This is a genomic window from Flavobacterium aquidurense (assembly GCF_031458035.1).
GTDB classification, from domain to species: Bacteria; Bacteroidota; Bacteroidia; order Flavobacteriales; family Flavobacteriaceae; genus Flavobacterium; species Flavobacterium aquidurense_C.
The window spans coordinates 412,106-437,320 of record NZ_JAVDXR010000003.1 but is presented as its reverse complement, the minus strand read 5'-3'; the positions used below and the strand labels follow the sequence as shown (position 1 = coordinate 437,320).

Here is a 25,215-nt window from a genome sequence, read left to right as displayed (position 1 = left end):
ACTAAAAAGTACGACTGAGAATTATTTTCCAAAATCAATATTTAGGTCTGATAATTCTATTTGAAATTTTACTTTTGCTTTCAATGCACTAAAAACTTTAATTAAAGTTTCCAAAGTTACGTTACCAGCATTGTTTTCTAGTTTAGAAATCTGTGCTTTTTGAACACCAATAAGTTTTCCTAAATCTTCCTGAGTTAGATTTCGTTCTTTTCGAGTTTGTTTTATGGCGTTTCCAATTAAATCCATTTGTAAATCATACTCAAATTGATCTCTATTTGGTGTTCCAATTTTGCCAACAATTTCATCTGTTACCTGATCTAAAGTATATGTTTTCATTTTTTTAAATTTTTGATTTTTGTCTTTTCTTTAAAATAATTGGATCTGATTTTTTTTGCTCGCGTTATTTCATTATTCGGAACTTTACTTTGTTTTTTTTATAAAGCCATGAGTTGAAATTACAAGTGTATTTTTTGAATTTGTTTTATCCCAAAATGCTAATAATCGATATTGATGTCCTTGGAATAAAGTTCGAAATTCCCAAATTTCGTCGTTTAATTTTTTAAAAAGTTCAGAATCATTTTTTGTCTGTGATTTCCGAATATTATAAATTATTTTTTCTGAATGCTTTGGATTTAAATCTTGTAAAAAATTAAATGCTTCTTCTAAAAAGATTATATCAAAAAAGTTATCCATTATATTTATTTTACAAAAATACCCAAAAGTTTCCTTAAAAAGAAACTTTTGGGTATTTAATTATTTTAATCGGTGTTATCAACCAATTTGGTTTACAGAGACGAAAATACAATATAATAATTGATAAGTGTATTTTTTTTGTAGGTTTTTTATTAATTAATTGCAATCTACAACGAAAGCCAATTCTTAAAATCAAAGAAATTCTGAGGAGCAACACCGTGTCCAACAGGGTATTCTTTATAAGTAATTGGAATATTTAAATTTTCCAGAATTGCCGGTGTTTTTCTTGCCCAATCGACTGGAATTACCTGATCAACAGTTCCGTGTGAGGCAAATATTTTTAGGTTTTTGAAGTCATTTTTCACGTAACCTTCCTTAAGAATTTCTTCATTGAAATAACCGCTCATAGCAACTACTCGCTGAACTTTTTCAGGATAAGAAAGTGCTACAGAATAGCTCAAAATAGAACCCTGGCTGAAACCAATCAAAGTTACATTATTTGCATCAATTGGATAATTAACAATTAATTCGTCAATAAATTTTGCAATTAAATCACGAGAAGTTTTGGCTTGTTCGTTGTCTGAAAATTTATTCTGATCAGCATCGAAATTTATCGCATACCAAGCGTAAGCTCCATATTGTAAATCATAAGGCGCTCTTGCAGAAATAATATAATAATTATCAGGAAGTTCAGTAGCAAACGAAAACAAATCTTCTTCGTTGCTGCCATATCCGTGTAATAAAATTAAAACAGGATTTTTGTCTAAAATTACTTTTGGTTCTCTTATTTTATATTCTAAAGATAGATTCATTTTTTAATTGTGAAATGTGAAATGTGAATTGTGAATTGTTGGAATTTAAACTTTGTCAAAGTTTCAGACTTTGACAAAGTTTTTGGAATTTGGAATTTAAGGATTTGGAATTTAAATTATCCTATCGATTTAAACCATTTTTGAAATAATCCTCCAATTAACGGAATTGGTCTTGTCTGCCCCTGAATAGCACTAAATATTCCGTAAGTCCATAAAATTGAAATGCAGATCCACATTGGGAAAGTGATATAAAAGCTGTCAAAATTGCTGGTAATAGCTCCAAAGGATATAAACGTCAAAGACAAACCCAAAGCCTGACGGATATGAAAAGAAGCATAACTATTTTTATTTTCAGCGTTCATCGACATCGCAATTAAAACTCCAACTATTAAAATATAACTGGTAATAGCGATTGATTTTCCCTCTTCGATTGAATTATTCATTGTAATTATTTTGTGATAACAAGTTGATTTTGATTTAAAATTCCGTACACAGAACCTCTTATTTCAGTTCCTAAAAAAGCAGAATTTTTAGATTTTGAAAGAATGTTTTCTTTCGTAAATGTCGATTTTCCCTCTGGTGTAAAGAAAGTAAGGTTCGCTTTTGAACCTTCCGCAATCGAATTATTTTCAATTCCGAAAATTCCTTTTCCTAAAGTTAGTTTTTCGACTATAGTTTCTAAAGGTAAAACAGTCAGTAAAGCTCCAAAAGCACTTTCCAGGCCAATTGTTCCGTTTTTAGCGGTATCAAATTCCATTTTTTTGAATTCAATATCAATCGGATTGTGATCTGAAGTAATCATGTCGATTGTTCCGTCTAAAACAGCATTAACAAGTGCGGCTCTGTCGGATTCGTTTCGTAATGGCGGCGTTACTTTAAATCTGGTATCAAAATCTTCTAATTTGTTGTCAATTAAAACTAAATGATGTACTGCTACACTGCAGGTTACTTGTAAACCTTTCGCTTTAGCTTCTTTTATAAGCTCAATTGTTTTGGCTGTCGAAACAGTCGGAATGTGTAATTTACCTCCCGTATATTCTAATAAAAACAGGTTTCTGGCGATTTGAAGTTCTTCGGCTAAATTTGGGATTCCTTTCAAACCTAATCTTGTCGAAACTATTCCTTCATTAGCAACTCCATTTCCTTTTATATTTTGATCTTGTGAATAAGCAATCACCAAACCATCAAAATCCTGAACATATTGAAGCGCAATTTTTAGCAGATTGGCGTTGTCGATACTCTTATTATAATCCCCAAAAGCAACAGCTCCGGCTTTTTTCATATCGAATAATTCTGCCATATCTTTTCCTTCGCTGGCTTTGGTTAAAGCTCCAATTGGGAAAAGTTCTGTCGCAAAACCATTTGCTTTATTTTTTACAAAATTTACCTGCGATTGATTATCAATAACAGGAAAGGAGTTGGGTTGTAAAGCCACGCATGTAAAACCGCTTTTTGCAGCAACATTCAATCCGTTTGCAATTGTTTCTCTGTCCTCGTAGCCTGGTTCTCCAAACGAAACGCTGCTGTCAAACCAACCTTGGGAAATATGCAGATTATCTAATTTTATTTCTTCAGCATCATCAGTTTTAGGAATTAGGGCTCCTATTTTTTCAATAAAACCATCTGCAATTAAAAGATCAACAGTCTGATTATGAAACGGACTTTTTGAGTCGATGATTTTGGCGCTTCGGATGATTATTTTCATATGTAGATAAATTTATTTTAAATCGTAATTTTTAACATTTTTAGTCATACAGTTTGTCATTTCGACGGAGGAGAAATCCCCGCAAGTAACTCCGTGACGAAAAGCCAATCTTTGTTGAGCTTTTCGCGGAGATTCCTCGTTCCTCGGAATGACAAACTAAAAGCAAAAAAGAAAAACTCTAAGTTTATTTCACGAATTTGATAATTGCCATTTCTAATGCTAAAAATAACAGTGCAAAGATAACAAACCATTTCCAAATTTGGCTGTCAGTTCGCTCAGTTTGTAAGGTGTTAAATATGGTCGAAATTGTATCAGCCGTTTTAAAATCAGAAATCACATTTGTATTTACCTGTCTCAAATCACTTTCGGTTCTTTTGTAATTGAAACTCAGGTTTTCTATTGGTTCTTTTTTATCAAAAACAGTATAATTTCCAGCCGTTTCCGGAAAATCATTGAAGGTTAACTTCACCTTTTTGTTTAATATCTGCTGAATCGGAATGAAAGAATCTTCTGTTCCTTTAACTTCCAGAATAGCATCTTTTGTCAATAAAACATCAACAAAATAAGGTGGATTATTTCCAATTATCAAAGCTGTAACCCCAGTTTTCTGATTGTTCTGGGCCATTTTATAAAATAGAGGCACAATTAATGGCGATTGCTGAAAGTTCGAATTTGCTGTGTTAATTGGTGCTGAAAAAATAGTAATTCCTGAAACAGGATTTTGAATCATCGTAACAAAAACGCTCTGATCTTCATAAGATAAAACTGCCGGATACGAGCTTGAAACAGCAAAGGAATTATTTGTTTTCGGATATTGAAAATTCGTTATTTTATTCTCAAAAACGCCAGAAAACAAAGGATGATCAAAGTTGATTTTTGTAATTAATTTGCTCTGATTTTCAAGATTTTTAAATTGAATTCGGCCAAAATTTCCTAAAAAAGTATTCAGATTATTAATAGAGGTTTTTTCAGAAGGAATGACAACTAAATTTCCACCCTTGGAAACAAATGCTTTTAAAGTTGTTTGAAGTGCTTGCGGAACTTCATCTAATTCATTCAATACAATTGTATTTTGTTCTTCTAAGCGATTATAATCTAAATCACGAATGGAATAATTGGTGTAATTGAACTCTGCCGTAGTATAAATTCTGGATAAAAAGCTACTTTTTTCCGGTTCCCCAATACTAATAACATTCGTTTTTTTAGCTTTTGAAATGCTAAAGAAAAGTTTGTTGTCATAAGATAGGCCATTATCTTCTATCGTTACAAATCCGTTAAAAGCTTCTTTTGGAATCGTAAAATTGATTTTCTTTTTCTTCGTATCAAAATTTATAATCGTTTTGGCTATCAGTTTGTTCTGATTGTATAAAGCCATAGAAATTGGTTTGAAATCTTCACCATAAGCGGATAAATTGATCCCGATTTCATAAAAATTTTCCAAAGTCTGATTGATGAAAACGCTGTCTATTGATACATTATTTTTTTGTTCGGCTTCCGGAACAATGAAATATGGTTTTTCATCAGAATCTATATTGGCGACATCTTTTTCGGCCAAGTCAATGGCATCTGTAATAATGACAATATCTTTTTTATGTGCCGATTTATGTGCTTTTATTTTTGCCATAATCGAAGAAAGCTCAAATGGAATTGCGCTATATTTAAGGTTTTGCAAAGCACTTTTGGATGATTTAATATCGGTATTCCAGAAATTTTCTGTGTTGGTTAAGAGCGAAAACTGCGTGTTTTCAGGCGTGTTTTCTAACAATTCCTGAACAGCACGTTTAAGCAATTCTCCCTTTTTTCCTTTTGCCTGCATGCTGAATGAATTATCCAGAACAATATACATTTCATTAGTGGCATTTTTGCTGTCTTTTGCTTCAAAAAATGGTTGTGCGAAGGCAAAAATTATGCACGTTAGCAATAGTAAACGTGTTGCTAATAATAATCTTTTTTTGATTTTAGAACTTTTACGGGTCTGAACAGCTAGTTCTTTTAAGAATTTGACATTCGTGAAATAAGAAGTTTTAAAACGTCGTAATTGAAACAAATGCACCAAAATTGGAACAATCAATAAAAACAGAAAGTATAGAATTTCGGGGTGTTTAAAATGCATTCTGGCTTCGATTTAACTTCACTACGTTTTATTTTTCGCGAAGATGCTGGTCAAAAATACAAATTTTTAGCTAAACCATATATGTAAATAAGAGATTATAAATACGCTGAAAATTTAAATGAACTTACGTAACTTGTATGGTTTAAAAGCACACGGCAAACTTTAAAAAATGTAAAATTTGAGAGTTCATTTGTAACCAAAAATGTACCTTCTAATGATTTTATTAAGTATTTTAGCATATTCAAAAAACAAAAAACTATGAAAGGATTATATATGCTGCTTTTTTCGGCTTTAGCTTTTACGACTTCAGAGGCTCAGAATAAATTTAATTTATTGATTGGAACATATACCAATACCTGTCAGAGTAACGGAATTTATGTTTATGAATTCAATGCTGCTTCGGGCGAATTTAAGTTAAAAAACTCTTCTGAAAGCGTTGTGAGTCCTAGTTATTTATCGGTTTCAGCAGATAATAAATTTATTTACGCTGTAAATGAAAACGGGGATCAGAGTGCTGTTAGTGCTTTTGGATATAATGCAAAATCAGGAAAGGTTACTTTTTTAAATAAAAACGAGCCTTTAGGCAACGATCCATGCCATTTAATAAATGATTCAAAAAATGTAATTGTCGCCAATTATTCTGGTGGAAGTATTGTGGTTTTTAAGAAAAATCCTGACGGAAGTATTACCAAAGTTCAGCAAATACTACAGCACGAAGGAAAAGGTGTAAATGTAGCGCGTCAGGAAAAAGCACACGTTCATCAGGTCGTTTTTTCTCCAGATAAAAAATTCGTTTTGTCTAATGATTTAGGTTTGGACAAAATTTTCATCTATAAATACAATCCGTATTCAAACAATGAAATGCTGACATTAAAAGAAACCGTTGATGTAAAAGCAGGAAGCGGCCCGCGACATTTGACTTTTAGTAAAGATGGAAAATTCGTTTATCTGATTCAGGAATTAGATGCAACCCTGACAACTTTCAGTTATGACAAAAGCGGAAGTTTAAAAAAGATTGCCGAAACAAGTATTCTGGCAAAAGATTTTAAAGGAGGTACTGGTGCGGCAGCAATAAAAATTTCGCCTGATGGAAAATTTTTATACGTGACTGATCGTGTTGACGCAAACAATATCTCAGTTTATAAAATCCTTAAAAATGGAGCCATTGCATTAGTAGAACAACAAAGCACTTTAGGAAAAGGCCCAAGAGATTTTGCAATTGATCCGTCAGGAAATTACCTTTTAGTAGGGCATCAATACACCAACAATATCGTAATATTTAAAAGAGACAAAACAACGGGAAAACTTATTGACACAGGTAAAAAAATTGAGTTGTGTTCACCGGTTGGACTTTTGTTTACAAAAATATAGTTTTCAGTCTGCGACTAAAAAAAAAATCAATAAAAAACTCCAAATTCTAATTTGTATTTCAATTGGAATTTGGAGTTTTTTTATTGGAATTTTAAAGATCTATTTGTCCTTATCTTTTCTCTTCTTGTCTCTCGTTTTCAACATATTTCGATTGACAGATCCGTGGGTTTTCTTTTTTGTTTTAGAAGGTCCTCCAAGGTTGACTTTCTTATTCTTTTTGTCTTTTTCGTGGAAAGCACCATCACCTTTTAAGGTTTGTTTTTTCATTAAAAACTTGATAGGCTGTCTGTCTTTTTCAGGCTCGATTAATTTTGCTGAGATTTCAACTTCTTCAGGGAAATCAGCTATTTGAAGCTCTTGATTCATTAAAACTTCTACTTCCACTTTAAATTCTTCCTCACGAGGCGTGATAAAACTAATTGCGGTTCCTGTAGCATCAGCACGACCGGTACGACCAATTCTGTGCATGTATAATTCTGGAAATTCAGGAAGTTCAAAGTTGATCACGTGGGAGATATTTGAAATATCCAAACCTCTCGCCATAATATCTGTAGTGATTAATCCACGAAGATTTCCTTCCTGGAATTCAGCCATCGTACTCAAACGGTAATTTTGAGATTTATTGGAGTGAATTACACCAAACTGACCTTCAAAATCTTCTTCGATACGAGTATGAAGCATATCTGAAATCTTTTTGTTATTTACGAAAACCAAAACACGCTCCATGCTTTCGTTCGTTTCTAACAAATGTTTTAACAGATTTACTTTTGTATTGAAATTCGGTACGTTATAGGTAACCTGCGTAATATTTTCAAGAGGAGTTCCAGAAGCGGCAAGTGTAACTTCTTCAGGAAAATCGAAAAAGTCATTTAATACAGCATCAACTTCATCCGTCATTGTTGCAGAGAATAAAATGTTTTGGCGTTTGGTTTTCATCATCGCCAAAAGCGCTGTTAATTGTGTACGGAAACCTAGATTCAGCATTTCATCAAACTCATCAATAACTAATTTTTGAGTTTCATCAAAACGAACTACAGCATCCAAAGCCAAATCCATCATTCTACCTGGCGTTCCAACCAAAATGTCTACACCTTCGTAAACAGCTTTTTTCTGTGTATTTATGTTTACACCACCAAAAATACCAAGTGTTTTAACAGACATGTATTTGGTTAATTTCTCGATTTCATCGACAACCTGAACGACTAATTCTCTGGTTGGAACCAGAATTACAATTTTAGGTGTATTGGTTGGTGTAAATTTGTATAATTTTAAAAGAGGCAATAGATAAGCAAATGTCTTACCGGTACCGGTTTGCGCAATTCCCATCATATCTCGTCCAGACATAATCACAGAAAAGGATTTTTCCTGAATAGGAGTAGGCGTAACAAATCCTAATTCGTCGATTGCTTTTTGGACTGATTTTGGAAGATTGAATTTTTCGAAAGTGCTCATTTGCATTAAATTTTGTGCAAATATAGCTATAAATAGCTGAAAAATTGATGTTTCTTGTAAATTCCGAATGTTGGGGTTATCCGTATTTCTCAAAAACAGCGTTCAAAATACTATAATAATCGTTTTATTCGCAACAAAAGTTCATTTGGATTAAAAGGTTTTGCAATAAAATCATCCACTCCTAATTCAAAAGCTTGTTCGACCGTTTTTTCTTCTTCTGCAAGTGCTGAAAGGGCAATTACTCGGATATTTTTATAATCTTGTTTGATAACATTAATAATTTGTAATCCCGATTTTAGGGGAATTATAATGGCAGTAATCACCAAATCGGGCATGATGATGGGAATTCGTTCTAATGCACTCATACCATCTTTAGCAATACTTATTTTGTAACCTTCCTTCTTGAGAAGAAATTTTAGAATCTCAAGTGTCATTTCATCACTGTCAATAATCAGAATTTTTTTGTCGTTGCTAACCATTTTTAGATATTTATTTTTTATACAATTCTACCTCATCCATCATTAACATAGGTTTTTTGTTTTTCCGCATTCTCCAGCCTGGCAATTCTGTTTGTGGTTTGATGAGGACTTTGATTTTTATAAAACTACTAAATTTTTGGTTTATAATTTCCCATGATTTTGTTGTAATTTGGTCATTTTCAGTTAAATTATCACAAGTTTTTTCAGCTAAAAGTATCCATTTTTGATTTTCATATCCATAAATAAATATCTTTTTAGGAGTGAAAATCCAATGCCTTTGATCGTCCAAAAAGTTTAATTTTAGTGTATTAAAGTTCAGTTTTTTTGTTTCAATTTCAAATGCGGCGTCAGAGTTGTACCATCCTATCCAGTTGATATTGAAGTCTTTGTATCCCTTGTTGCCATCAACTAAACCATAACTTCCTTTTCCTTTAAAATCACTGGAAGGCTCAATGATAAAATTCACTTTTAAATCTTCACCGAGATGAGTGGTTTTGTTTTTACAGATTTCCAGCCATTCTTTGTAGTAATTATCGGGTGAAAGTCCGCCTTCGCTCAATTCATAAATTCCAAAATCATTGCAGGATTTCGTGAATTTTAAAACTCTTTCCGTCAGTCCGGTTTTTACTTCTTTTTCTCCTTTTGTATTTACGAAAAACATTCCATGCTGGTTTTTTCCGTAGAATTTCGATTGTTCAAAGAAGACATATTCTAATGCCAAACGTAGTTTTTGAACTCTTAAAGTTAAAGTTTTGTCCTCTTCAACGGCTGCAGCAGCTTTTTCCAGTAGCTTATCATATTGATCCATTGCTTCGGGAGTTAAAAAAGTATTTCTTGCCTGAACCGGACCAGAGTAGATATCTAAATAAGTATTGCTTTTGTTTTGGTTTTCAGTTAAAAGAGACATATAATTACTTACAAAAGGTGCAGCTTTTCCATAAAAACCTCTTAAGAAATCAGCAGTGACGGCTTTAATATCAATATCAGTATCCCAAAGTAGTTTTGCTGCTATATATTGTCGTAATTCTGAAAAATCTCCGGGCACATCTGCGTAACCCTGAACAAATATGCCTTTTACTTTATTTTTCTTAAAGAGTCTATAATTGCTTTGAAAAGGTTCAAAATTTGGAAAAGGCGACATATAATTAGAAAACTGAACGGTATAATCCCACAGAAATAAATTAGGATTTGCGGTGCTCCAGTTTTCGAGTGTTTTTACAAATGAAGTCGAATTTTGGGCGGTCAGCGCTTTTCCGCGGTTGAGTTCAATCGGGCAAAAAATAGTATAAATATTAGGTGCAATTTTTAAGTTTACCGGCGGTTTAAAAGTATGTAAATAGGCGAGTGTGGTAATTTTAGTTTTTGGAAAACGTGCCGCAATTTTATTTAGAAAATAATATAAAGAGCCTTGAGGGCCGCCATATTTTTCATTTAGTTTTCGACATTCTGTACATTCACAATAAACAACATCATCGTTTTGACTTATCGAATAAAATGTGGCGTCTGGTGTGTCGGCAATAATTTTGGTCATTTTTTTCTCGACTAAATCCACAACAGTGTCATTTGTCATGCATAAGGATGCTTCATTTCTTTTTCTTTCATACAAAGCAAAAAGCTTCGGATTGCTTTTAAAATATTCTTTTGGAGAAACCAGAACATTAAATGAATGTCCCCAAATACCAAAATCGTCAATTTGCCAATCGAGTTTATGCCAATCCCTAAATGCTTGGTCATACGAGTCAGGATAGAAAAGTACTCGGTAATCGAACGCTGGCTGATAGTTCTTTTTTGTGTTTGTTGGAAACACAAATTTTTCTACTCGTGGAATATAAGTTTCTGTGGAAGTAAATTTTCTGAATTCCCAGATTTCAAGCAAGGTATAAACAGCATAACGAAGGTATTTTGAATTTGTTGCAATTAAATAAATCGATTTTGAATCACTTTTGATCATGAATTCATTTGATTTTAGTTTTTCCTGATCCGAAACTTCCAGAACGATTTCAGCCTGATCTTCTTGTTTTTTACCTTCAGAAATATTGTCAAATTCTTTTCCAAAGGATTTGTCCAGGTATTTTTTTAGAAGTAAGGCAGCACTCTGACTATCATCAGATTTTGAAATAATGCTGTTTTTATTGGTTATGATTATTTCAGACTGTGCCATCGTGGTAAAACTAAACAGGAAAAAAAAGATTTGGGGTAAGCAATTGAAATACTTTTTTTTCATAATAATTAAAATTTATATTGTAGTGAAAAGGCAAAATTAAGTTCCCTTTGAAATTTATCTTTTTTATATTCCTGTTCATTATCAGTGATGAGAATTCCGATTATATAATGGGTTTTAACCAATGTAGCAAATCCTGCGCTAAGGCGGTACGAGTTCAAAAATACTCTGCGATCATATTGTGCTGCCGTTGTCCTGTCATCTGGGGAAGTTCCATAACCGGTCATCAATGTTATATAATCATATTTTGTATTAAAATAATATCTTGACGTAAAGGTAAGCGAAGGACTGTCTTTTTGTATATAAGTTCTAAGATTTAGCCAATAGGAACCTAAATATTTTCCAACACCGATATTTAATGTTTTTAAGTCACTATTATCCTGCATGATAATGTAACGCGCTCCCAAATCAGCTTCCCAGCCTTTCTTGAAGTTACGAAAATAGGAATATGCCAATCGTACCTTTGGAAAAGCATCAGCTGCGCTAAAGGCCACATTTATGAAAGAGTAGTTGTTTTTTTTTGAAAAAATATACGACTCAGCTTCTAACTGCAATCCGGTTGACATTATAGTATCTGATGATCGTCGTCGGGCATAATTGACCCTGCCAATTATACTTCCCCATAGACGCTGCCGCAGATAATCGACACTAACCAAATGCCACGGGCCAACACCAGAACGGTCAATGGTTGTTACATTGTAGTAAGCACCAATCCTGTCATAATTTATTTTATTGTATAAAAGGTATAGTCGTTGCTCAATGTCAGGATCATGAGGGAATTTTAACCGGACTGATTTTACATATTTTAATTCGTTTTCAGTATCGCCTTGTAAAGCATAAATAGCAATTCTTCTTAATTGAAAAGGCTTACTGTTAGGATATAAGTCAATAGCCTTGTTAGTTATGATTAAGCCTTCTTCATATTTTTCTTCTTCAATATCCATATTTATAAGATATAAAAAGGCGTCTTCATAAACCGGATTTTTATCAATTACATATTTATAATAATATCGGGCACTGTCTTTTATTTTCGTCAAATCGTAATTTCTACCAAGCACCAAATGAAAATCAAGGTAATCGGGAGCTAGTTTTTTCCCTAATAATGCTCTTTGAATATTTTGTTGATAATCAGGATGATCTGTTTTCATATCCTGAATAATAACAGACAAAAGACTATCCGTATCTATTTTTCTTTGTGCTTTTATATTTTGGACAGAAAGTAAAAACAGACAAAAGAATAATTTGACGAAATATGTGATTTTAATGCTTTTCATCTTCCTGCTATTTTTTAATTGGCATTTCGTATCCTTTACGAACCATTACGCCCCATTTTTGTTCTTTTTGAGTAAAGAAATACCAATATCCTTTTAATGAGGCATAAACATTAATAGGATGATATACAATAGGTTCAATAACGGCCATTCCAATTAATTGTATTAATTCTTTATAATTTGCATAACTTTTATATAATACTTCATCTATCATTATTGAAATTATGGTTATGGAAAGATAAAACAGATAAACAAGCGTTGTAATTATTAAAAGATATTGAAAATCGATAAGGTTAAAGATGAAACTAAAAATTAAAGTCAGAATGCCTAGAAATTCGATTATTGGAACTAAAAATTCAAAGCAGAAGAAAAAAGGCAGAACCAAAAAAGCTGTTCTTCCATATTTAGGATTAAAAAACATTTTTCGATGTAAATACAGCGTTTGTACCAGACCTCTTGCCCAGCGAATGCGTTGTCTTAAAAATACTTTTTTCGTACTGGGTACTTCTGTCCAGCAAAGAGATTCGGGAATATATTTGATTAAGAATTTTTCATTTGTATTATACATATATCTTCTCATGCGGGTTATAAGCTCCATATCTTCCCCAAGAGATTTATGCCAATAACCTCCGGCTTTTATGACAACATCCTTATCGAACATTCCTAATCCGCCAGAAACAAGCAACAGCCCATTTATTTGGCTCCATGCCATTCGTCCAAATAAAAAAGAACGAACATATTCTAATTCCTGAAAGCACGGATACCATTCGCTTGGGTAATGAATCTTATACAAAAAGCCTTCTTTTATTTCACATGAATTTGAAATTCTGATTCCTGCGCCCGTTGCAATAACCCTAATTTCATTTTCCATGAATGGTTTTGCTAATTTCAGAATTGTATTTCTTTTTAAAATACAATCGACATCGGTACATAGAAATAACGGATATTGAGATGTATTTATTCCTGCATTGGATGCATCTGCCTTGCTTTTTCCATTTATTTTATCGACAACCAATAGTTTTGAATAGACAGGATTTTTAGATCTGTAATGCCCTTTTACGGGTTGTGTTACAATTTTTTCCTGATAATAAAAATCAATTTTAACCAAATCAAATTCGGTAATCAATTTTTCCAGCGTGTCATCGGTACTTCCATCATTTACAATGATTATTTCGAATTTAGGATACGTTAATGAAAGCAGTGATTTTACGTTATACACAATATTTACGCCCTCGTTAAAGGCAGGTGCTACAACAGAAACACCCCAAATATGGTTAGAACGCAGCAGAACATCTTCGTCTAAATATTTATGTTCTTTTAAGTGCTTAATAATTGCCCAATACGATAATATGGCTAAAAATATATAAAATAAAATATAGCCAAGTGAAAAGGATGCTACAAAAACATTATAAAAACGAATCAGATAAGTTAGAAAATCATGTGTCATAGTGCTAATTTTCTAAAGTGATTAATCATTTTTTGCGTGTCTGCATCCTGATTTCCTAATGAGTCTAAACCAACAGGATCTAAATTATTTAAAGACTGCACCATTTTAAGTTTAATATCTTTTGTATCTTGTTTTGGAATTTCTGCTTTTAAAAAAATCATAGTCTTTTCAGAACCTATTACTCCAAGAGCTTCAATCATTTCCAGCTGAATATCCAGAGTTTCATTATAGAGCAAAGACAATAGTTCCTCCTCGGCTGCTTCTAAATAAAGATCTTTAATAGCCGTTATAACATCGATTCTTAAGGCTTTATCTTCATGACGGAGCAATTTAATTATTTCGGCCGATTTGCTTCTGTAATTGTAAAAAACCATTGTCATTACGGCCAATTTTAAAATCATTGGATCAGGAGACTGAATCCAAAGATCTATTTGTGCGGGTCGCGGAATTTTTTCTTTATGTAAAACATCCATTACTTTTATAGTCGCAATGATTGAGACTTTGATAGGAAATTTTCCAACCGCCTGCCAATCACCTTTTGATAAAGCCAAATAGGCAATATTTACATTAGATCGAATCACCCTATTTGGATGAAGCATATATTTTTTTATAAATGTAATTCCCGGTTTATATCCTAAAGCATGAAAATGATAGATTCCATCGCATTTTTTATATTTTCTAAAATCCCGAACTAAACTGGCAGAATAATGGTTTAAATCCAGTTTTTCATAAATTAAAAGTATGTTTTCGGATGCTTTGCCTTTCAGAATGCTTTTTATTTTGATAAGATCCTCGATCAGCATCTCCTTGCACCATGATTTATGAATTGGAACTTCAGATTTAAATTTCGCAATTTTTTGATTGAATTTATTTTTGTCAGATTTTGATAAAGCAATTTCAGTTAAAAATCGATGCGATTTACGTGTAATTAGATATCGAGATGAAAAGTTATATTGGTAATAAATCCTGTTAGATATCAGAACAATAATCAGCGCTAAAGCTAAAATTAAGAAAACAGGAATTACATAATAATCTTTTAGGTCCAGAATAAAATATTCCATACAAATGGCTTTTATAACGTAATATTACGAAAAAAAAGCGATTAATAGCAATAATACTAACTGATTTTCAGTCTAAAAGCCTTCGAAAACTCCTAGTCCAAAAAGTGCAAAATCATATTTTACAGGATCATTTGAATCCATTTCTCGAAGTTTGAAATCTAATTCGGACAAAGCTTTTCCGTCGTTCTGTTTTCGGGTCAATAAACCTAATTTTCTGGCCACATTTCCGGAATGAACATCCAGAGGACAAGATAATGAAGCAGGCGAAATGGTTTTCCAAATTCCTAAATCAACTCCTTTAGTGTCCTGACGAACCATCCAGCGTAAATACATATTGATTCTTTTCGCTGCAGAATTGTTTAAAGGATCTGAAATATGTTTTTGGGTTCTTGGTAAATGCTCAGTTTCAAAGAATATTTTTTTGAATTCGTGAATACTTTTCTGCAGATTATTTTCTTCCTGGTTTTTAGCAAAAACTGCCTCCAGACCATTGTGATTTTTATAAATATGCTGCAATCCTTTAATGAATCCACCAAAATCTTTTCCGTTAAAAGTGCGGTGTACAAAATTTTCCAGACGCGTTAAATCTTCATCAGAATGTGACATGACAAAATCGTAAGGTGTATTGCCCATCAATTCCATCATTTGATGTGAATTTTTAATGATCATTTTTCTATTTCCCCAAGCGATTGTCGCACTCAAAAAACCTGCAATTTCAATGTCTTCTTTTTGAGAAAATAAATGCGGAATCTGTACGGGGTCACTTTCAATAAAATCCTGATTATTATATTGAATGACTTTTTCGTCGAGAAATTCTTTGAGTTCTGATTTATTCATTTTCTGGGAGCTTTTTAGCATAAAATCCATCTTTTAAATCATTCGTACGCATTTGCGGAATTATACGAAAATATTTTTCAAAATAATCAAGCTGCTGTTTTTCGACACAAGGTAAATCTCCATCTCCATTTGCCCAGAAAAAATCATTTTTTACTGGTGAATAGTATTTTAAATTTCCCAATTGATGAGTTTCAAAAGCGGTATTGCTTTTAGTATTTTTAAACGGAAAAACGATATTTTCAGTTTTAAAATTACTGATATCCATCATAAATTTATGGTTTGAAAACCGATTCAGATCTATTGGCAGAAATAAAACTATAATAGTCGGAATAAGCGAAAGCACTACTAATGGCTGAATTATTTTTTTGTTTGAAACAATTGATGTCAAACAGAACAACGAAAAGAATAATATGAAATTTATAAAAAATCGATATTGAGGAGATGTCAAAAAAAGAAGTAAAAGCTGTAATACCATTATGAAGTAAAGTGCCCATAAAGCTTTTTTATTTTGAAATTTATAAATAAAAAATGGTGTTACAAGTATTAATAAAACGCCAATTTTATTAAATAAACCGTTTAGTTTTGGCAGTGAAATCCATTGAATGAATAACTGAGAAAACGACATAGCATCATATTGTCTTCTATTAACAAAAAATCCATAAAACTTGATTTGATCATAATAAAAGTTTTGAATAACATCAGGAATAGAATAAGTTGTTGCAAGAGAATTGACAATCTTTGACGGGAAAATGGGTGAACCGCAAACTATCATGTTTTTTATAATAAAAAGTAATAGCATTAAAAGTGACAACAATACTGGTTTTAAAAGTTTTGGTGCAATTAATTTGAAATTAAGAAGCAGCAGAATTATTGGAAATAAGGCAAAAGTAAGTGTGGTGTTTTTGATATATAAGAGGAATAAAATCAAAACCAGCATCAAATTAAAAGATTCTATCGTTACTTTTTTGAAGTTTTCCAGAAAATAAAAAAAGAATATAAACGAGAAAATATAAACAGGAATATCGGGGGAGGGCGCGCTTATAAATTGGAAAAAGAATATATTGAACAAGGGTAACAATCCCACAATCAAATAAATTTTGTTATTGTTCTTATAATATTCATTCAATTTTTGGATGGAAAAAATGTTTCCTAACAGAAGACAGAATCCACTTAAATCATTAAAGTTTTTATATAAAAATGAAAAATTAAAAGCACTTTGGGCAATATGCCAGCCGCTCATTTGCCCGTAAAACAAATGTAAATTCACAAGACCTTTTACAAAGCCATATTCGTTGAGCCATTTTATGGTTTGTATGTAATACGATTCATTATCAATTACAAATGGAATAGAGGCACATTGCGCCACTATCAAAAGAGGAATCAGGATCAAGACGATTTTTAAAGTCTTTTGTAATTGCTTCAATTCTAAAATAAAAGATTGATAAATTTCAAAAATTGGCTTTCGGAATCGAAGAAGTAAAATGATATTCAGAAGTAATAAAAAAGAATGAAATTCAATATTAATTCTCCCAAAAATAGCCCAGGTACTTGCTAGAATAGTTACAGAAAATAATCCTAAAATAGATGTAATTACAAAATTGTTGTTTTTTAACCCCATGATTTTATCAAAACCAGTACCGAGATTAATGGTTGTGAATAAAATATAGATCCAGCTAATTGCAATTAAAATCATTTAAGAAAGAATTTGTCCGTCTGACATTACTAACTTTCTGTCGGCCATATTTGCCAATTCTTCGTTATGCGTTACGATTACAAAAGTTTGCCCAAATTCATCACGAAGCTGGAAGAATAGTTGGTGTAGATTTTCGGCTGAGTGTGTGTCTAAGTTTCCTGAAGGTTCATCGGCAAAAATGACATCAGGTTTGTTTATTAAAGCTCGTGCCACAGCGACACGTTGTTGTTCGCCGCCCGAAAGTTCGTTTGGTTTATGATCGATACGATGTGATAATCCTAAAAAGGTCAACAATTTTTTAGCTTCAGGTTCAGCTTCGGATGGTTTTTTACCGGCAATATAAGCAGGAATACACACGTTTTCAAGAGCTGTAAATTCTGGTAAAAGCTGGTGAAACTGAAAAATGAAACCTAAATTTAAATTTCTGAATTTTGATAATGCTTTATCATTAAAACCTAAAATATTTTCTCCATTTATAGTTAGCGAAGTCTGGGTTTCTGTTTTTGAAGGTTTGTCCAGAGTTCCCAAAATTTGCAGCAAAGTCGTTTTTCCGGCACCTGAAGCACCAACAATCGATACAATTTCTCCTTTTTTAATATGAAGATCAACTCCTTTTAGAACCTCAAGCTGATCATAGAATTTATGTATATTTTTTGCGTGTATCATTTGAAACTGTTTTTACAAAGAAACAAAGATTATAATCAAATTCCAATCCCGATCCCGAAACTCGGGCAGGGATAAATTCCAACTTCCAAAAATGAGATTTAAATCTAAATGGAATTGGTATAAATCTTATGGATGTGGAAATTAAGAAAGAAAAATGCATTTAGAAATAAGCTAGTTAATAGATTTCTTTCTAAATTCGAATAATCTCTCAAACGAATAAAATGCAAAATTTAGAAGTAACAAATGATGACAGAACCAGAAAGCTCCTTTTAGGTCTGCTTTTGGATGGTGTAGGTATGATTTCTTTTTCTATTCCCTTATTGGGAGAATTTTCAGATGTCATTTGGGCACCAATTGCAGCTTTTATCATGACCCGAATGTACAAAGGCAGAGTAGGGAAGGTTGCTAGCGTTTTGACTTTTATTGAGGAAGCATTACCCTTTACAGATGTGATTCCCTCGTTTACAATTACATGGATCTATACTTATTATTTTCAAAAAAGAGATAAGGAGATTTAATTTTTAAAAAGAAAACCTAATCCCATATTTTTAAGCATTTTCTTTTCGAAATTCCAAAAGAAGCGAAATTGTCCAAAAATAGCTCCAATTGCAACAAGTAAAACCTGATAGATAGGGAAAATAATCAACAAACGAATTAAAGTAAACCATCCGCCAAAATCTTCTTTAGTAATACCCAACCAAACACAGAAAGGTTTAGACAGCCATGCCGATGCCGATCCTGTGATGGCAAAAACAATTACTATGATAATGGCTTGTAGATTTGAAGTAATACCCCAACGTTTCTTTAATCTATTCATTCTTTATTTGTAATGATTACAAATATAGTAACATTATCTTGACGGAACATACCCCCAAAGCTTTTGTTTGTAAGTATTTTGAAAATAAATCATATAATTATAAATCAAGTAATTTACCTCATAACCATAATGAATATCAGGTCGGTAATCAATCGACATCTCATATAAATTTGGATTATAGAGCTGTGGTTGTCTCACTCGATTATTCCATTCTGATACATATAAATAATTTTTATTTTCAAGATAAGATAATGAATGATAGTTTCTAGGATATGCTCTGGAAGCCAGCCATGTATTAAAGCCATTATCAATAATAATTACTTCATATTCTAATGAATCATTTGCTATTCGAATCGTATCACTTCCCCCTGCATTTGCTTTAGGTGTAGTTGCAGCAACTGAAGTGCTCTTTGAAGTTGTAGAACATGCAATAATGGTAAAAATTACGATAAGTATGTAGATTATCTTTTTCATGACCCATTTTTTTTTTGAACCTTAAATTTACGAATAAATTTTTTAAATAGGTTCAAAGCTGCAAAGGTTCAGAGGTACAAAGGAAAATGATTGCTAATAAAAAAGCTGTTTGTAAAAATTACAAACAGCTTTTTTTGATATTTTTTAACCCTTTGAACCTTTGGAACTCTGAGCCTTTGAACCTTAAAAATTACTTACTCCTAAACAATCTCCCAATAAAAGCCGAAAATCCGCCCTTACTTTTTGCAACGACCATAACATCGGCTACATCAACTTTTCCGTCTGAATTTTGGTCCAGGCCAAATTGCATTCCGTATTTTGAAATCGTGTCCATAATATTAGATGCCTGGCCGCTGTTTCCTGAAATTGAGCTTATAATATCTGAAATATTAAAGCTGCTGTCATTTGGGTCTTTTGCTTTATTTACCAAAGAGTTTAAAACTTGTGGAATAATGCTTGAAGCCACACCAGCAGAATCAGTACTGCTTAATCCAAATTTTTCGCCCAGACTTCCGCTCAATTGTTGTGTTATTTGCTGTACAACAGGATTAGAACTATCGATTGGTGAACTTCCATTAAATAATCCTGCTAATTGCTCGACACCGCCTTCTGAAGCGATTTTTTGCAATCCTGAAAAAATAGAAGAACCAGCTTCGTTTATTACAGCTTCATTATGCTCATTTGGAACGGCTTTATTGTTTACAACAGCATCGCCTCCGTATTGTTGTACTAATTGAGTTAATTGTTCAAACATAATTTAAAAATTTAGATTAGATTTATATCTCAAATTTAATTAAAAAAGAAAGGGATTTATTAAACAATGTTAATAAATCCCTCCTAAATAATTTAATTATAATTAATTAGCTCAATAAAGAAATAATTTGCGAAGCTAATTCAGTACCAATTCTGTCTTGTGCTTCTCCAGTAGCAGCTCCAATATGCGGAGTCAATGAAATTTTAGGATGCATTAAAATTGCCATTTCTGGTTTTGGTTCACTTTCAAAAACGTCTAAACCTGCAAAAGCAACTTTTCCTGAATCTAAAGCTTTTACTAGCGCCACTTCATCAATCACACCACCACGCGCACAGTTTACAATTCCAACACCATCTTTCATGATTGCCAATTCTTTCTCACTAATGATGTAGCCATCCTGAGCAGGAACGTGTAATGTAATGAAATCGGCTTCTTTGAATAAAGATTCCAAAGATTGAGAAACGATTGTAGTTGTGATAGACTGACCATCAAAAAACTCCACTTTTACATCAACTTGCGGGATGAAACTATCTGCAGCGATAACTTTCATACCTAAACCAAGTGCCATTTTAGCAGTAGCCTGACCAATACGGCCGATACCAACAATACCAAGAGTTTTTCCTCTTAATTCAGTTCCGTTCGCGTAAGCTTTTTTCAAACCATCAAAGTTTGAATCTCCTTCAAGAGGCATATTTCTGTTAGAATCATGTAAAAAACGAACCCCGGAAAATAAGTGTCCAAACACTAATTCAGCAACTGATTCTGATGATGAAGCAGGAGTATTAATTACATGGATTCCTTTGCTTTTAGCATAATCAACATCGATATTATCCATACCAACACCACCACGTCCGATAATTTTAAGACCAGGGCAAGCATCAATAATATCTTTACGAACTTTAGTCGCACTACGAACTAAAACTACGTCAACGTTGTTTTCATTTACAAAATTAGCTACTTGTTCCTGAGCTACTTTTGTAGTTATAACTTCAAATCCACCTTTTTCTAAAGCTAGAATTCCACTTTTAGAAATTCCATCATTCGCTAATACTTTCATTTTAGTTTATTTGTTTATTTGGTTAATCGTTTAATCGTTAAGATTAGAAGATTAAGATATATATAATTTTTTCTTTTTTGATTTAGGAGCTAATCCCGCTATTCGTTACAATCTTTTTTATTTTTAAAGGAAAAATAAAAAAGGATTTCCACTTCTATCGGGGCTAGGAATCTTGTGTTCAATTCAAATTTTCGATTAAACAATTAACCGAATAACCGATTAAACTTTAGATTCAAGCGCTTTCATCACATCCACTAAAACCTGAACACTTTCGATAGGCATAGCGTTGTAAATAGAAGCTCTGTAACCACCAACAGAACGGTGTCCTGGCAATCCTGAAATTCCTGCTTCTTTCCATAACGCATCAAAAGTTGCAGTATGATCAGCATTGTTTAATAAGAAGGTCACATTCATGTTAGAACGATCTTCAACAGCTGCAGCGCCTTTAAATAAAGGGTTTCTGTCGATTTCGGTATAAATTAATTCGGCTTTCGCGTTGTTTAATTTTTCAACAGCTGCAATTCCGCCTTTTTCTTTAATCCATTGTAATGTCAATAACGAAACGTAAACTGCAAAAACAGGAGGAGTATTGTACATACTTTCTGCTTTAATATGTTTGGCGTAGTCTAACATACTTGGAATAGTTCTTCCGCTTTTCTCTAAAATTTCTTCTTTAATTACTACCAAAGTAGTTCCCGCTGGACCCATATTTTTTTGAGCTCCGGCATATATTAAATCAAATTTTGAGAAATCTAATTCGCGTGAAAAAATATCAGAACTCATATCACAAACAACAGGAATGTTAGTTGCAGGGAATTCTTTCATTTGAGTTCCAAAAATGGTATTGTTACTTGTGCAGTGAAAATAATCAGCATCACTTGGTATAGAATATCCTTTTGGAATATGGTTATAATTTTCGTCTTTTGAAGAAGCTACTACTACAGTTTCTCCAAAATTTTTAGCTTCTTTTATTGCTGCGGTTGCCCATGTGCCTGAATCTAAATATGCTGCTTTTCCATTTTCTTTCATTAAGTTATATGGAGCCATTAAGAATGCTGTACTTGCACCACCTTGTAAAAATAATGCCTGATATCCTTTTCCCTGCAGTCCTAATAACTCTAAAGCAAGAGAGCGGGCTTCATCCATAACAGCAACGAAATCTTTACTTCGGTGCGAAATTTCAAGAATTGATAATCCTGAATCATTAAAATTTAAAATTGCTTTTGATGCCTTCTCAAAAACTTCCTGAGGTAAAATACTTGGTCCTGCGCTGTAGTTGTGTTTTTTCATGGTTGTTGTTAATAGTCGAAATTTTAAAGACGCAAATTTCGGCAATAGGAGCTGAAAAAGCGATAAATTATTCGAAATAATTAAACATATTTTTACTTTGTTGTTAACAAAAACGTTATAGTATCTACGTTATCTGCATAATCCCACAATTGAGGTTTTTGAGTTTGTCCGAACGGAATACTGTTTTCGATTAAATCATTGCTTACGATGCACTGAATTTGTTCAGCATCAGCTTCAAGACGTTTTTGCAGATCTTCGATGTTTTCATAAAATTCATAAAAAACACTCGAAATAGGAGAGGCGTAACTTGAATCTTCTTTAATAGTTAAAAAGCCATTATCTAATAATTTGAAATTACTCATTAAAAATACCGCTTTGTTATAATCGTAATTATTAGCGTATTTTTCATAATGAATAACATCCTGATATTTGAAAATTGCTTCAAAAAAAGCATCAAATGAATATCCTTTCGGAACAAAAATCTTCGAAACATTACGGCATCCCAGCCCGAAATAACGGAAAATGTCTTCGCCTAAAGCTTCTAATTCTTCTTTGCTTTCTTTTCCATTTAAAACAGCAGCCGAATTTCTGTTTTTTCTTATAATTGAAGGTTTGTTTTTGAAATAATACTCAAAATACCTTGCTGTATTGTTGCTTCCGGTGGCGATAACGGCGTCGAAATTTTCTAGTTTGCCTTCCACGAAAGTGATTTTATCATTTAGGCTTTCATCAACAGCAATTAAGTATTTGGCTAAAAACGGCAATAAATGCTGATCGTTTGAAGATGTTTTAATTAAAGCTCGGTTTCCTGTGATCAAAACCGATAAAAAATCATGAAAACCTACTAACGGAATATTTCCGGCTAAAATTAAAGCGACAGTTTTCTCTTTTTTATCATCCTGACTAAAGGCATCATAGTTTGAAAGCCAGTTGTTAAGATTTTCTTCTGTTAGAGCTTCTGCCCAGGACTGAATTGCAAAATAAACCTGTTCAGGTGTATACCATCCATTATGAGATTGCGACAAATAGATCAGTTTTTCAAAATCATCAAAAAATAAATCGTTATTTAAGACATCTGATTTTTTAACTGTATCGTTTTCGGAAAATTGTTTTAAAAATTTTCCTAATTCAACAAAAACACTTTTTTTTGTTTCTAATGTCATAATGTTTGTTTATGAATAGTTTTGATTGTAATTTTGCACAAAAATAAGCATAAATAAGTCGAAAGTCAAAAGTCATCTGGTCAAAAGATAAGTGCCTTTTTGTTTATTTGACTTTATAACTTTAAGACTTTAACTTTAAGACTAAAAAACAATGGCAATAATTATAACTGACGAATGCATAAACTGTGGGGCTTGTGAACCAGAGTGCCCAAATACAGCAATTTATGAAGGCGCTGATGATTGGAGATATAAAGATGGAACCAGTCTTAAAGGAAAAGTAATTTTACCAGACGGAACTGAAGTTGATGCAGATGATGCCCAAACACCAATTTCGGATGAAGTTTATTACATTGTTCCTGGGAAATGTACAGAATGTAAAGGTTTTCATGATGAACCGCAATGCGCTGCTGTATGCCCTGTTGATTGCTGTGTACCAGATGATAACCACGTAGAAGATGAAGAAACATTGTTGAATAGACAAGCGTTTTTGCATAACGAATAATATTTTATTTTAAGTTTATATAAAAAACCTGAGCTCATACTCAGGTTTTTTTTTGTCTAATGTTTATATTTTCGATTTTTATTGTATATTGTGCTGTGACATAATGATTTATTTTGTTAATTTGATGACAATGTTTCAGTAATTTGCCTATGAGAGGAATAATACTTTTATTTATCATTTTCATTAATACCAGTATATTTGCTCAAAGCACAGAGTACTCTATTGTTATAAAAGATATTGAAACGCAGCTGCCTGTAGAAAATGCGACTGTGCTTATCATGAAAACAAAGCAAATATTAATAAGTAATCGTGACGGAAAGGTAACTTTTATGTTAAACGGCGCTTCAAATATTCAGGTTTCAGAAGCCAATTATGAACAAGTGACACTTCGTTGGGGATCTCTAAAACCAGATTTATTTGTAGTTTATCTTAAAAACAACAATAATAATAAACTAGATGAAATTGTTGTCTCAAAAGAAAAACCCGAGAAAAATCTTCAGAAAATTGTTGCTAATTCAAGGGAAAAACTTGCCACTGCTTATCGTTTAAAAGTTTATGTTAGAGAGTTCTTTATGCTCGATAACAAATATTCTTATTATAATGACGGATTGGTTAATTTTCAATTTGAAGGAAATCAAAAGAAATCAACCACAACATTATTGGTGGAACAAAATCGATCTTATGGTTTATTAGAATTTGATATTGCGAGCGATTTAATGGGGTATAATTTGAATAATATCATGGAAAATTATTCAAACCTAAAGTATTTTGATCCAGTTTTAGATTCGAAGACTAAAAAAGAATACGAATTCACAACAAAGGGACATCCCAATAATGCCGGTTTATATATAATGTCAATTACGCCTTTGGACAAATCTAAAAAAGCATTGGATACTTTTGAGGTTATTTACGATCCGGTAAAAAAACTAATTATAGAATTTAGTATTGTTATTACGCCAGGAAATCTTGCACAAATGGAAGAACAAACTAAAGTAGGCTCTAAAAACATTACCAGATCGTTTGTAAAAGTTAATTATCGCGTTGACGGAGAAAATTATTATTTGTTGAGTTCGAATGAGGAAATTGCTTATAATCTTGTTTTAAAAGATAAAATCAAAAACATTCAGGTTCGGAATAATTTTGTTACGACGAATTTCAATAAGCAGAATTTTACTTATAAAGAAAGCGATGTTTTCAAAGAAAAAACACTCTTTAACAAAAAGAACAAAATCCTGACCAAGTATTGGGATATTTCGGGGTTTACTGCTACTGATGAAGAAAAAGCAATTATTGATTCATTAGAATTTAGCCTGTAATTTTACATGAGTTAAGTTTAG

Annotated in this window: 25 protein-coding genes; 4 read left to right on the top strand and 21 right to left on the bottom strand. The window is 32.4% G+C overall.

Features of this window, described 5'->3' with window-relative positions; genetic code table 11:
- Positions 1 to 21: 21 nt before the first annotated feature.
- The 6 genes from J2X17_RS07405 to J2X17_RS07380 all read right to left on the bottom strand — a co-directional run bounded on the left by J2X17_RS07405 (position 22) and on the right by J2X17_RS07380 (position 5,323).
- Positions 22 to 336 carry a helix-turn-helix domain-containing protein gene (locus tag J2X17_RS07405; RefSeq protein WP_310296142.1) on the bottom strand — a complete coding sequence of 105 codons (315 nt, stop codon included), beginning with the start codon at positions 334 to 336 and terminating at the stop codon, positions 22 to 24.
- Between the two features lie 84 nt (positions 337 to 420).
- Entirely contained in the window at positions 421 to 693 is a 273-nt protein-coding gene (locus J2X17_RS07400; RefSeq protein WP_409025248.1) for a type II toxin-antitoxin system RelE/ParE family toxin, read from the bottom strand.
- 167 nt (positions 694 to 860) lie between these two features.
- Positions 861 to 1,505: an alpha/beta hydrolase gene (locus tag J2X17_RS07395; RefSeq protein ID WP_310296140.1), complete on the bottom strand. Its 645-nt coding sequence runs from the start codon at positions 1,503 to 1,505 to the stop codon at positions 861 to 863.
- A 116-nt stretch (positions 1,506 to 1,621) separates the two neighbouring features.
- Positions 1,622 to 1,948: a hypothetical protein gene (locus J2X17_RS07390; protein WP_310296138.1), complete on the bottom strand. Its 327-nt coding sequence runs from the start codon at positions 1,946 to 1,948 to the stop codon at positions 1,622 to 1,624.
- Positions 1,949 to 1,953: 5 nt separating this feature from the next.
- Positions 1,954 to 3,210: a dihydroorotase gene (locus J2X17_RS07385; RefSeq protein WP_310296136.1), complete on the bottom strand. Its 1,257-nt coding sequence runs from the start codon at positions 3,208 to 3,210 to the stop codon at positions 1,954 to 1,956.
- Between the two features lie 184 nt (positions 3,211 to 3,394).
- Positions 3,395 to 5,323 carry a BatA domain-containing protein gene (locus tag J2X17_RS07380; protein WP_310296134.1) on the bottom strand — a complete coding sequence of 643 codons (1,929 nt, stop codon included), beginning with the start codon at positions 5,321 to 5,323 and terminating at the stop codon, positions 3,395 to 3,397.
- A gap of 258 nt (positions 5,324 to 5,581) precedes the next feature.
- Between J2X17_RS07380 and J2X17_RS07375 the strand changes: the two genes are divergently transcribed.
- On the top strand, positions 5,582 to 6,694 hold the full coding sequence (locus J2X17_RS07375; protein ID WP_310296133.1) for a lactonase family protein: 1,113 nt from the start codon (positions 5,582 to 5,584) through the stop codon (positions 6,692 to 6,694).
- A 99-nt stretch (positions 6,695 to 6,793) separates the two neighbouring features.
- On the opposite strand, the gene J2X17_RS07370 is transcribed toward J2X17_RS07375, so the two are convergent.
- From J2X17_RS07370 to J2X17_RS07330, 9 genes are all read right to left on the bottom strand, one after another.
- Positions 6,794 to 8,146: a DEAD/DEAH box helicase gene (locus J2X17_RS07370; RefSeq protein ID WP_310296131.1), complete on the bottom strand. Its 1,353-nt coding sequence runs from the start codon at positions 8,144 to 8,146 to the stop codon at positions 6,794 to 6,796.
- A 110-nt stretch (positions 8,147 to 8,256) separates the two neighbouring features.
- Positions 8,257 to 8,625 carry a response regulator transcription factor gene (locus tag J2X17_RS07365; protein ID WP_310296129.1) on the bottom strand — a complete coding sequence of 123 codons (369 nt, stop codon included), beginning with the start codon at positions 8,623 to 8,625 and terminating at the stop codon, positions 8,257 to 8,259.
- 10 nt (positions 8,626 to 8,635) lie between these two features.
- The gene (locus J2X17_RS07360; RefSeq protein ID WP_310296128.1) at positions 8,636 to 10,786 is read right to left on the bottom strand and encodes a DUF4838 domain-containing protein; all 2,151 of its coding nucleotides are present in this window, start codon (positions 10,784 to 10,786) and stop codon (positions 8,636 to 8,638) included.
- Positions 10,787 to 10,854: 68 nt separating this feature from the next.
- Positions 10,855 to 12,120, bottom strand: a complete 1,266-nt coding sequence (locus J2X17_RS07355) for a YaiO family outer membrane beta-barrel protein (RefSeq protein WP_310296127.1) — start codon at positions 12,118 to 12,120, stop codon at positions 10,855 to 10,857.
- Between the two features lie 7 nt (positions 12,121 to 12,127).
- Positions 12,128 to 13,564: a glycosyltransferase family 2 protein gene (locus J2X17_RS07350; RefSeq protein ID WP_310296125.1), complete on the bottom strand. Its 1,437-nt coding sequence runs from the start codon at positions 13,562 to 13,564 to the stop codon at positions 12,128 to 12,130.
- Positions 13,561 to 14,625: a HEAT repeat domain-containing protein gene (locus J2X17_RS07345; RefSeq protein WP_310296123.1), complete on the bottom strand. Its 1,065-nt coding sequence runs from the start codon at positions 14,623 to 14,625 to the stop codon at positions 13,561 to 13,563. The genes J2X17_RS07350 and J2X17_RS07345 overlap by 4 nt, the downstream gene beginning before the upstream one ends.
- Before the next feature lie 72 nt (positions 14,626 to 14,697).
- Entirely contained in the window at positions 14,698 to 15,462 is a 765-nt protein-coding gene (locus J2X17_RS07340; protein WP_310296121.1) for a TIGR02757 family protein, read from the bottom strand.
- Positions 15,455 to 17,155 (bottom strand): LIC_10190 family membrane protein, encoded by a 1,701-nt coding sequence (locus tag J2X17_RS07335; protein WP_310296119.1) that lies wholly within the window; start codon positions 17,153 to 17,155, stop codon positions 15,455 to 15,457. Before J2X17_RS07335 ends, J2X17_RS07340 begins: the two co-directional genes overlap by 8 nt.
- The gene (locus J2X17_RS07330; protein WP_310296117.1) at positions 17,156 to 17,821 is read right to left on the bottom strand and encodes an ABC transporter ATP-binding protein; all 666 of its coding nucleotides are present in this window, start codon (positions 17,819 to 17,821) and stop codon (positions 17,156 to 17,158) included.
- A gap of 221 nt (positions 17,822 to 18,042) precedes the next feature.
- Between J2X17_RS07330 and J2X17_RS07325 the strand changes: the two genes are divergently transcribed.
- The gene (locus tag J2X17_RS07325) at positions 18,043 to 18,339 is read left to right on the top strand and encodes a hypothetical protein (RefSeq protein WP_310296115.1); all 297 of its coding nucleotides are present in this window, start codon (positions 18,043 to 18,045) and stop codon (positions 18,337 to 18,339) included.
- Here J2X17_RS07325 and J2X17_RS07320 read toward each other — a convergent pair.
- The 6 genes from J2X17_RS07320 to J2X17_RS07295 all read right to left on the bottom strand — a co-directional run bounded on the left by J2X17_RS07320 (position 18,336) and on the right by J2X17_RS07295 (position 23,376).
- Entirely contained in the window at positions 18,336 to 18,638 is a 303-nt protein-coding gene (locus J2X17_RS07320; protein ID WP_310296113.1) for a DUF6787 family protein, read from the bottom strand. The genes J2X17_RS07325 and J2X17_RS07320 overlap by 4 nt on opposite strands.
- 33 nt (positions 18,639 to 18,671) lie before the next feature.
- Positions 18,672 to 19,112, bottom strand: coding sequence for a DUF6146 family protein (locus J2X17_RS07315; protein ID WP_310296111.1), 441 nt, complete (start codon positions 19,110 to 19,112; stop codon positions 18,672 to 18,674).
- A gap of 190 nt (positions 19,113 to 19,302) precedes the next feature.
- A complete protein-coding gene (locus J2X17_RS07310) occupies positions 19,303 to 19,866 on the bottom strand; it encodes a DUF937 domain-containing protein (RefSeq protein WP_310296109.1) in 564 nt (187 codons plus the stop codon).
- Between the two features lie 106 nt (positions 19,867 to 19,972).
- On the bottom strand, positions 19,973 to 20,923 hold the full coding sequence (locus tag J2X17_RS07305) for a D-2-hydroxyacid dehydrogenase (protein ID WP_310296107.1): 951 nt from the start codon (positions 20,921 to 20,923) through the stop codon (positions 19,973 to 19,975).
- Between the two features lie 219 nt (positions 20,924 to 21,142).
- Complete coding sequence (serC, locus tag J2X17_RS07300; RefSeq protein ID WP_310296105.1) at positions 21,143 to 22,213, bottom strand: 3-phosphoserine/phosphohydroxythreonine transaminase; 1,071 nt, start codon at positions 22,211 to 22,213, stop codon at positions 21,143 to 21,145.
- Positions 22,214 to 22,305: 92 nt separating this feature from the next.
- Entirely contained in the window at positions 22,306 to 23,376 is a 1,071-nt protein-coding gene (locus J2X17_RS07295; protein ID WP_310296103.1) for an acyl-CoA reductase, read from the bottom strand.
- A 151-nt stretch (positions 23,377 to 23,527) separates the two neighbouring features.
- Between J2X17_RS07295 and J2X17_RS07290 the strand changes: the two genes are divergently transcribed.
- On the top strand, positions 23,528 to 23,878 hold the full coding sequence (locus J2X17_RS07290; RefSeq protein WP_160374709.1) for a 4Fe-4S dicluster domain-containing protein: 351 nt from the start codon (positions 23,528 to 23,530) through the stop codon (positions 23,876 to 23,878).
- Positions 23,879 to 24,027: 149 nt separating this feature from the next.
- Positions 24,028 to 25,194, top strand: a complete 1,167-nt coding sequence (locus J2X17_RS07285; protein ID WP_310296099.1) for a hypothetical protein — start codon at positions 24,028 to 24,030, stop codon at positions 25,192 to 25,194.
- Positions 25,195 to 25,215 lie beyond the last annotated feature (21 nt).

Bases quoted from the DNA above. Each gene is read 5' to 3' on its own strand.
- J2X17_RS07355 (WP_310296127.1), bottom strand. From the start codon at position 12,120: ATGAAAAGCATTAAAATCACATATTTCGTCAAATTATTCTTTTGTCTG.
- J2X17_RS07380 (WP_310296134.1), bottom strand. From the start codon at position 5,323: ATGCATTTTAAACACCCCGAAATTCTATACTTTCTGTTTTTATTGATT.
- J2X17_RS07370 (WP_310296131.1), bottom strand. From the start codon at position 8,146: ATGAGCACTTTCGAAAAATTCAATCTTCCAAAATCAGTCCAAAAAGCA.
- J2X17_RS07400 (WP_409025248.1), bottom strand. From the start codon at position 693: ATGGATAACTTTTTTGATATAATCTTTTTAGAAGAAGCATTTAATTTT.
- J2X17_RS07390 (WP_310296138.1), bottom strand. From the start codon at position 1,948: ATGAATAATTCAATCGAAGAGGGAAAATCAATCGCTATTACCAGTTAT.
- J2X17_RS07345 (WP_310296123.1), bottom strand. From the start codon at position 14,625: ATGGAATATTTTATTCTGGACCTAAAAGATTATTATGTAATTCCTGTT.
- J2X17_RS07395 (WP_310296140.1), bottom strand. From the start codon at position 1,505: ATGAATCTATCTTTAGAATATAAAATAAGAGAACCAAAAGTAATTTTA.
- J2X17_RS07365 (WP_310296129.1), bottom strand. From the start codon at position 8,625: ATGGTTAGCAACGACAAAAAAATTCTGATTATTGACAGTGATGAAATG.
- J2X17_RS07330 (WP_310296117.1), bottom strand. From the start codon at position 17,821: ATGATACACGCAAAAAATATACATAAATTCTATGATCAGCTTGAGGTT.
- J2X17_RS07315 (WP_310296111.1), bottom strand. From the start codon at position 19,112: ATGAAAAAGATAATCTACATACTTATCGTAATTTTTACCATTATTGCA.
- J2X17_RS07285 (WP_310296099.1), top strand. From the start codon at position 24,028: ATGAGAGGAATAATACTTTTATTTATCATTTTCATTAATACCAGTATA.
- J2X17_RS07350 (WP_310296125.1), bottom strand. From the start codon at position 13,564: ATGACACATGATTTTCTAACTTATCTGATTCGTTTTTATAATGTTTTT.
- J2X17_RS07320 (WP_310296113.1), bottom strand. From the start codon at position 18,638: ATGAATAGATTAAAGAAACGTTGGGGTATTACTTCAAATCTACAAGCC.
- J2X17_RS07385 (WP_310296136.1), bottom strand. From the start codon at position 3,210: ATGAAAATAATCATCCGAAGCGCCAAAATCATCGACTCAAAAAGTCCG.
- J2X17_RS07305 (WP_310296107.1), bottom strand. From the start codon at position 20,923: ATGAAAGTATTAGCGAATGATGGAATTTCTAAAAGTGGAATTCTAGCT.
- J2X17_RS07325 (WP_310296115.1), top strand. From the start codon at position 18,043: ATGCAAAATTTAGAAGTAACAAATGATGACAGAACCAGAAAGCTCCTT.
- J2X17_RS07295 (WP_310296103.1), bottom strand. From the start codon at position 23,376: ATGACATTAGAAACAAAAAAAAGTGTTTTTGTTGAATTAGGAAAATTT.
- J2X17_RS07335 (WP_310296119.1), bottom strand. From the start codon at position 17,155: ATGATTTTAATTGCAATTAGCTGGATCTATATTTTATTCACAACCATT.
- J2X17_RS07310 (WP_310296109.1), bottom strand. From the start codon at position 19,866: ATGTTTGAACAATTAACTCAATTAGTACAACAATACGGAGGCGATGCT.
- J2X17_RS07375 (WP_310296133.1), top strand. From the start codon at position 5,582: ATGAAAGGATTATATATGCTGCTTTTTTCGGCTTTAGCTTTTACGACT.
- J2X17_RS07290 (WP_160374709.1), top strand. From the start codon at position 23,528: ATGGCAATAATTATAACTGACGAATGCATAAACTGTGGGGCTTGTGAA.
- J2X17_RS07360 (WP_310296128.1), bottom strand. From the start codon at position 10,786: ATGGCACAGTCTGAAATAATCATAACCAATAAAAACAGCATTATTTCA.
- serC (WP_310296105.1), bottom strand. From the start codon at position 22,213: ATGAAAAAACACAACTACAGCGCAGGACCAAGTATTTTACCTCAGGAA.
- J2X17_RS07405 (WP_310296142.1), bottom strand. From the start codon at position 336: ATGAAAACATATACTTTAGATCAGGTAACAGATGAAATTGTTGGCAAA.
- J2X17_RS07340 (WP_310296121.1), bottom strand. From the start codon at position 15,462: ATGAATAAATCAGAACTCAAAGAATTTCTCGACGAAAAAGTCATTCAA.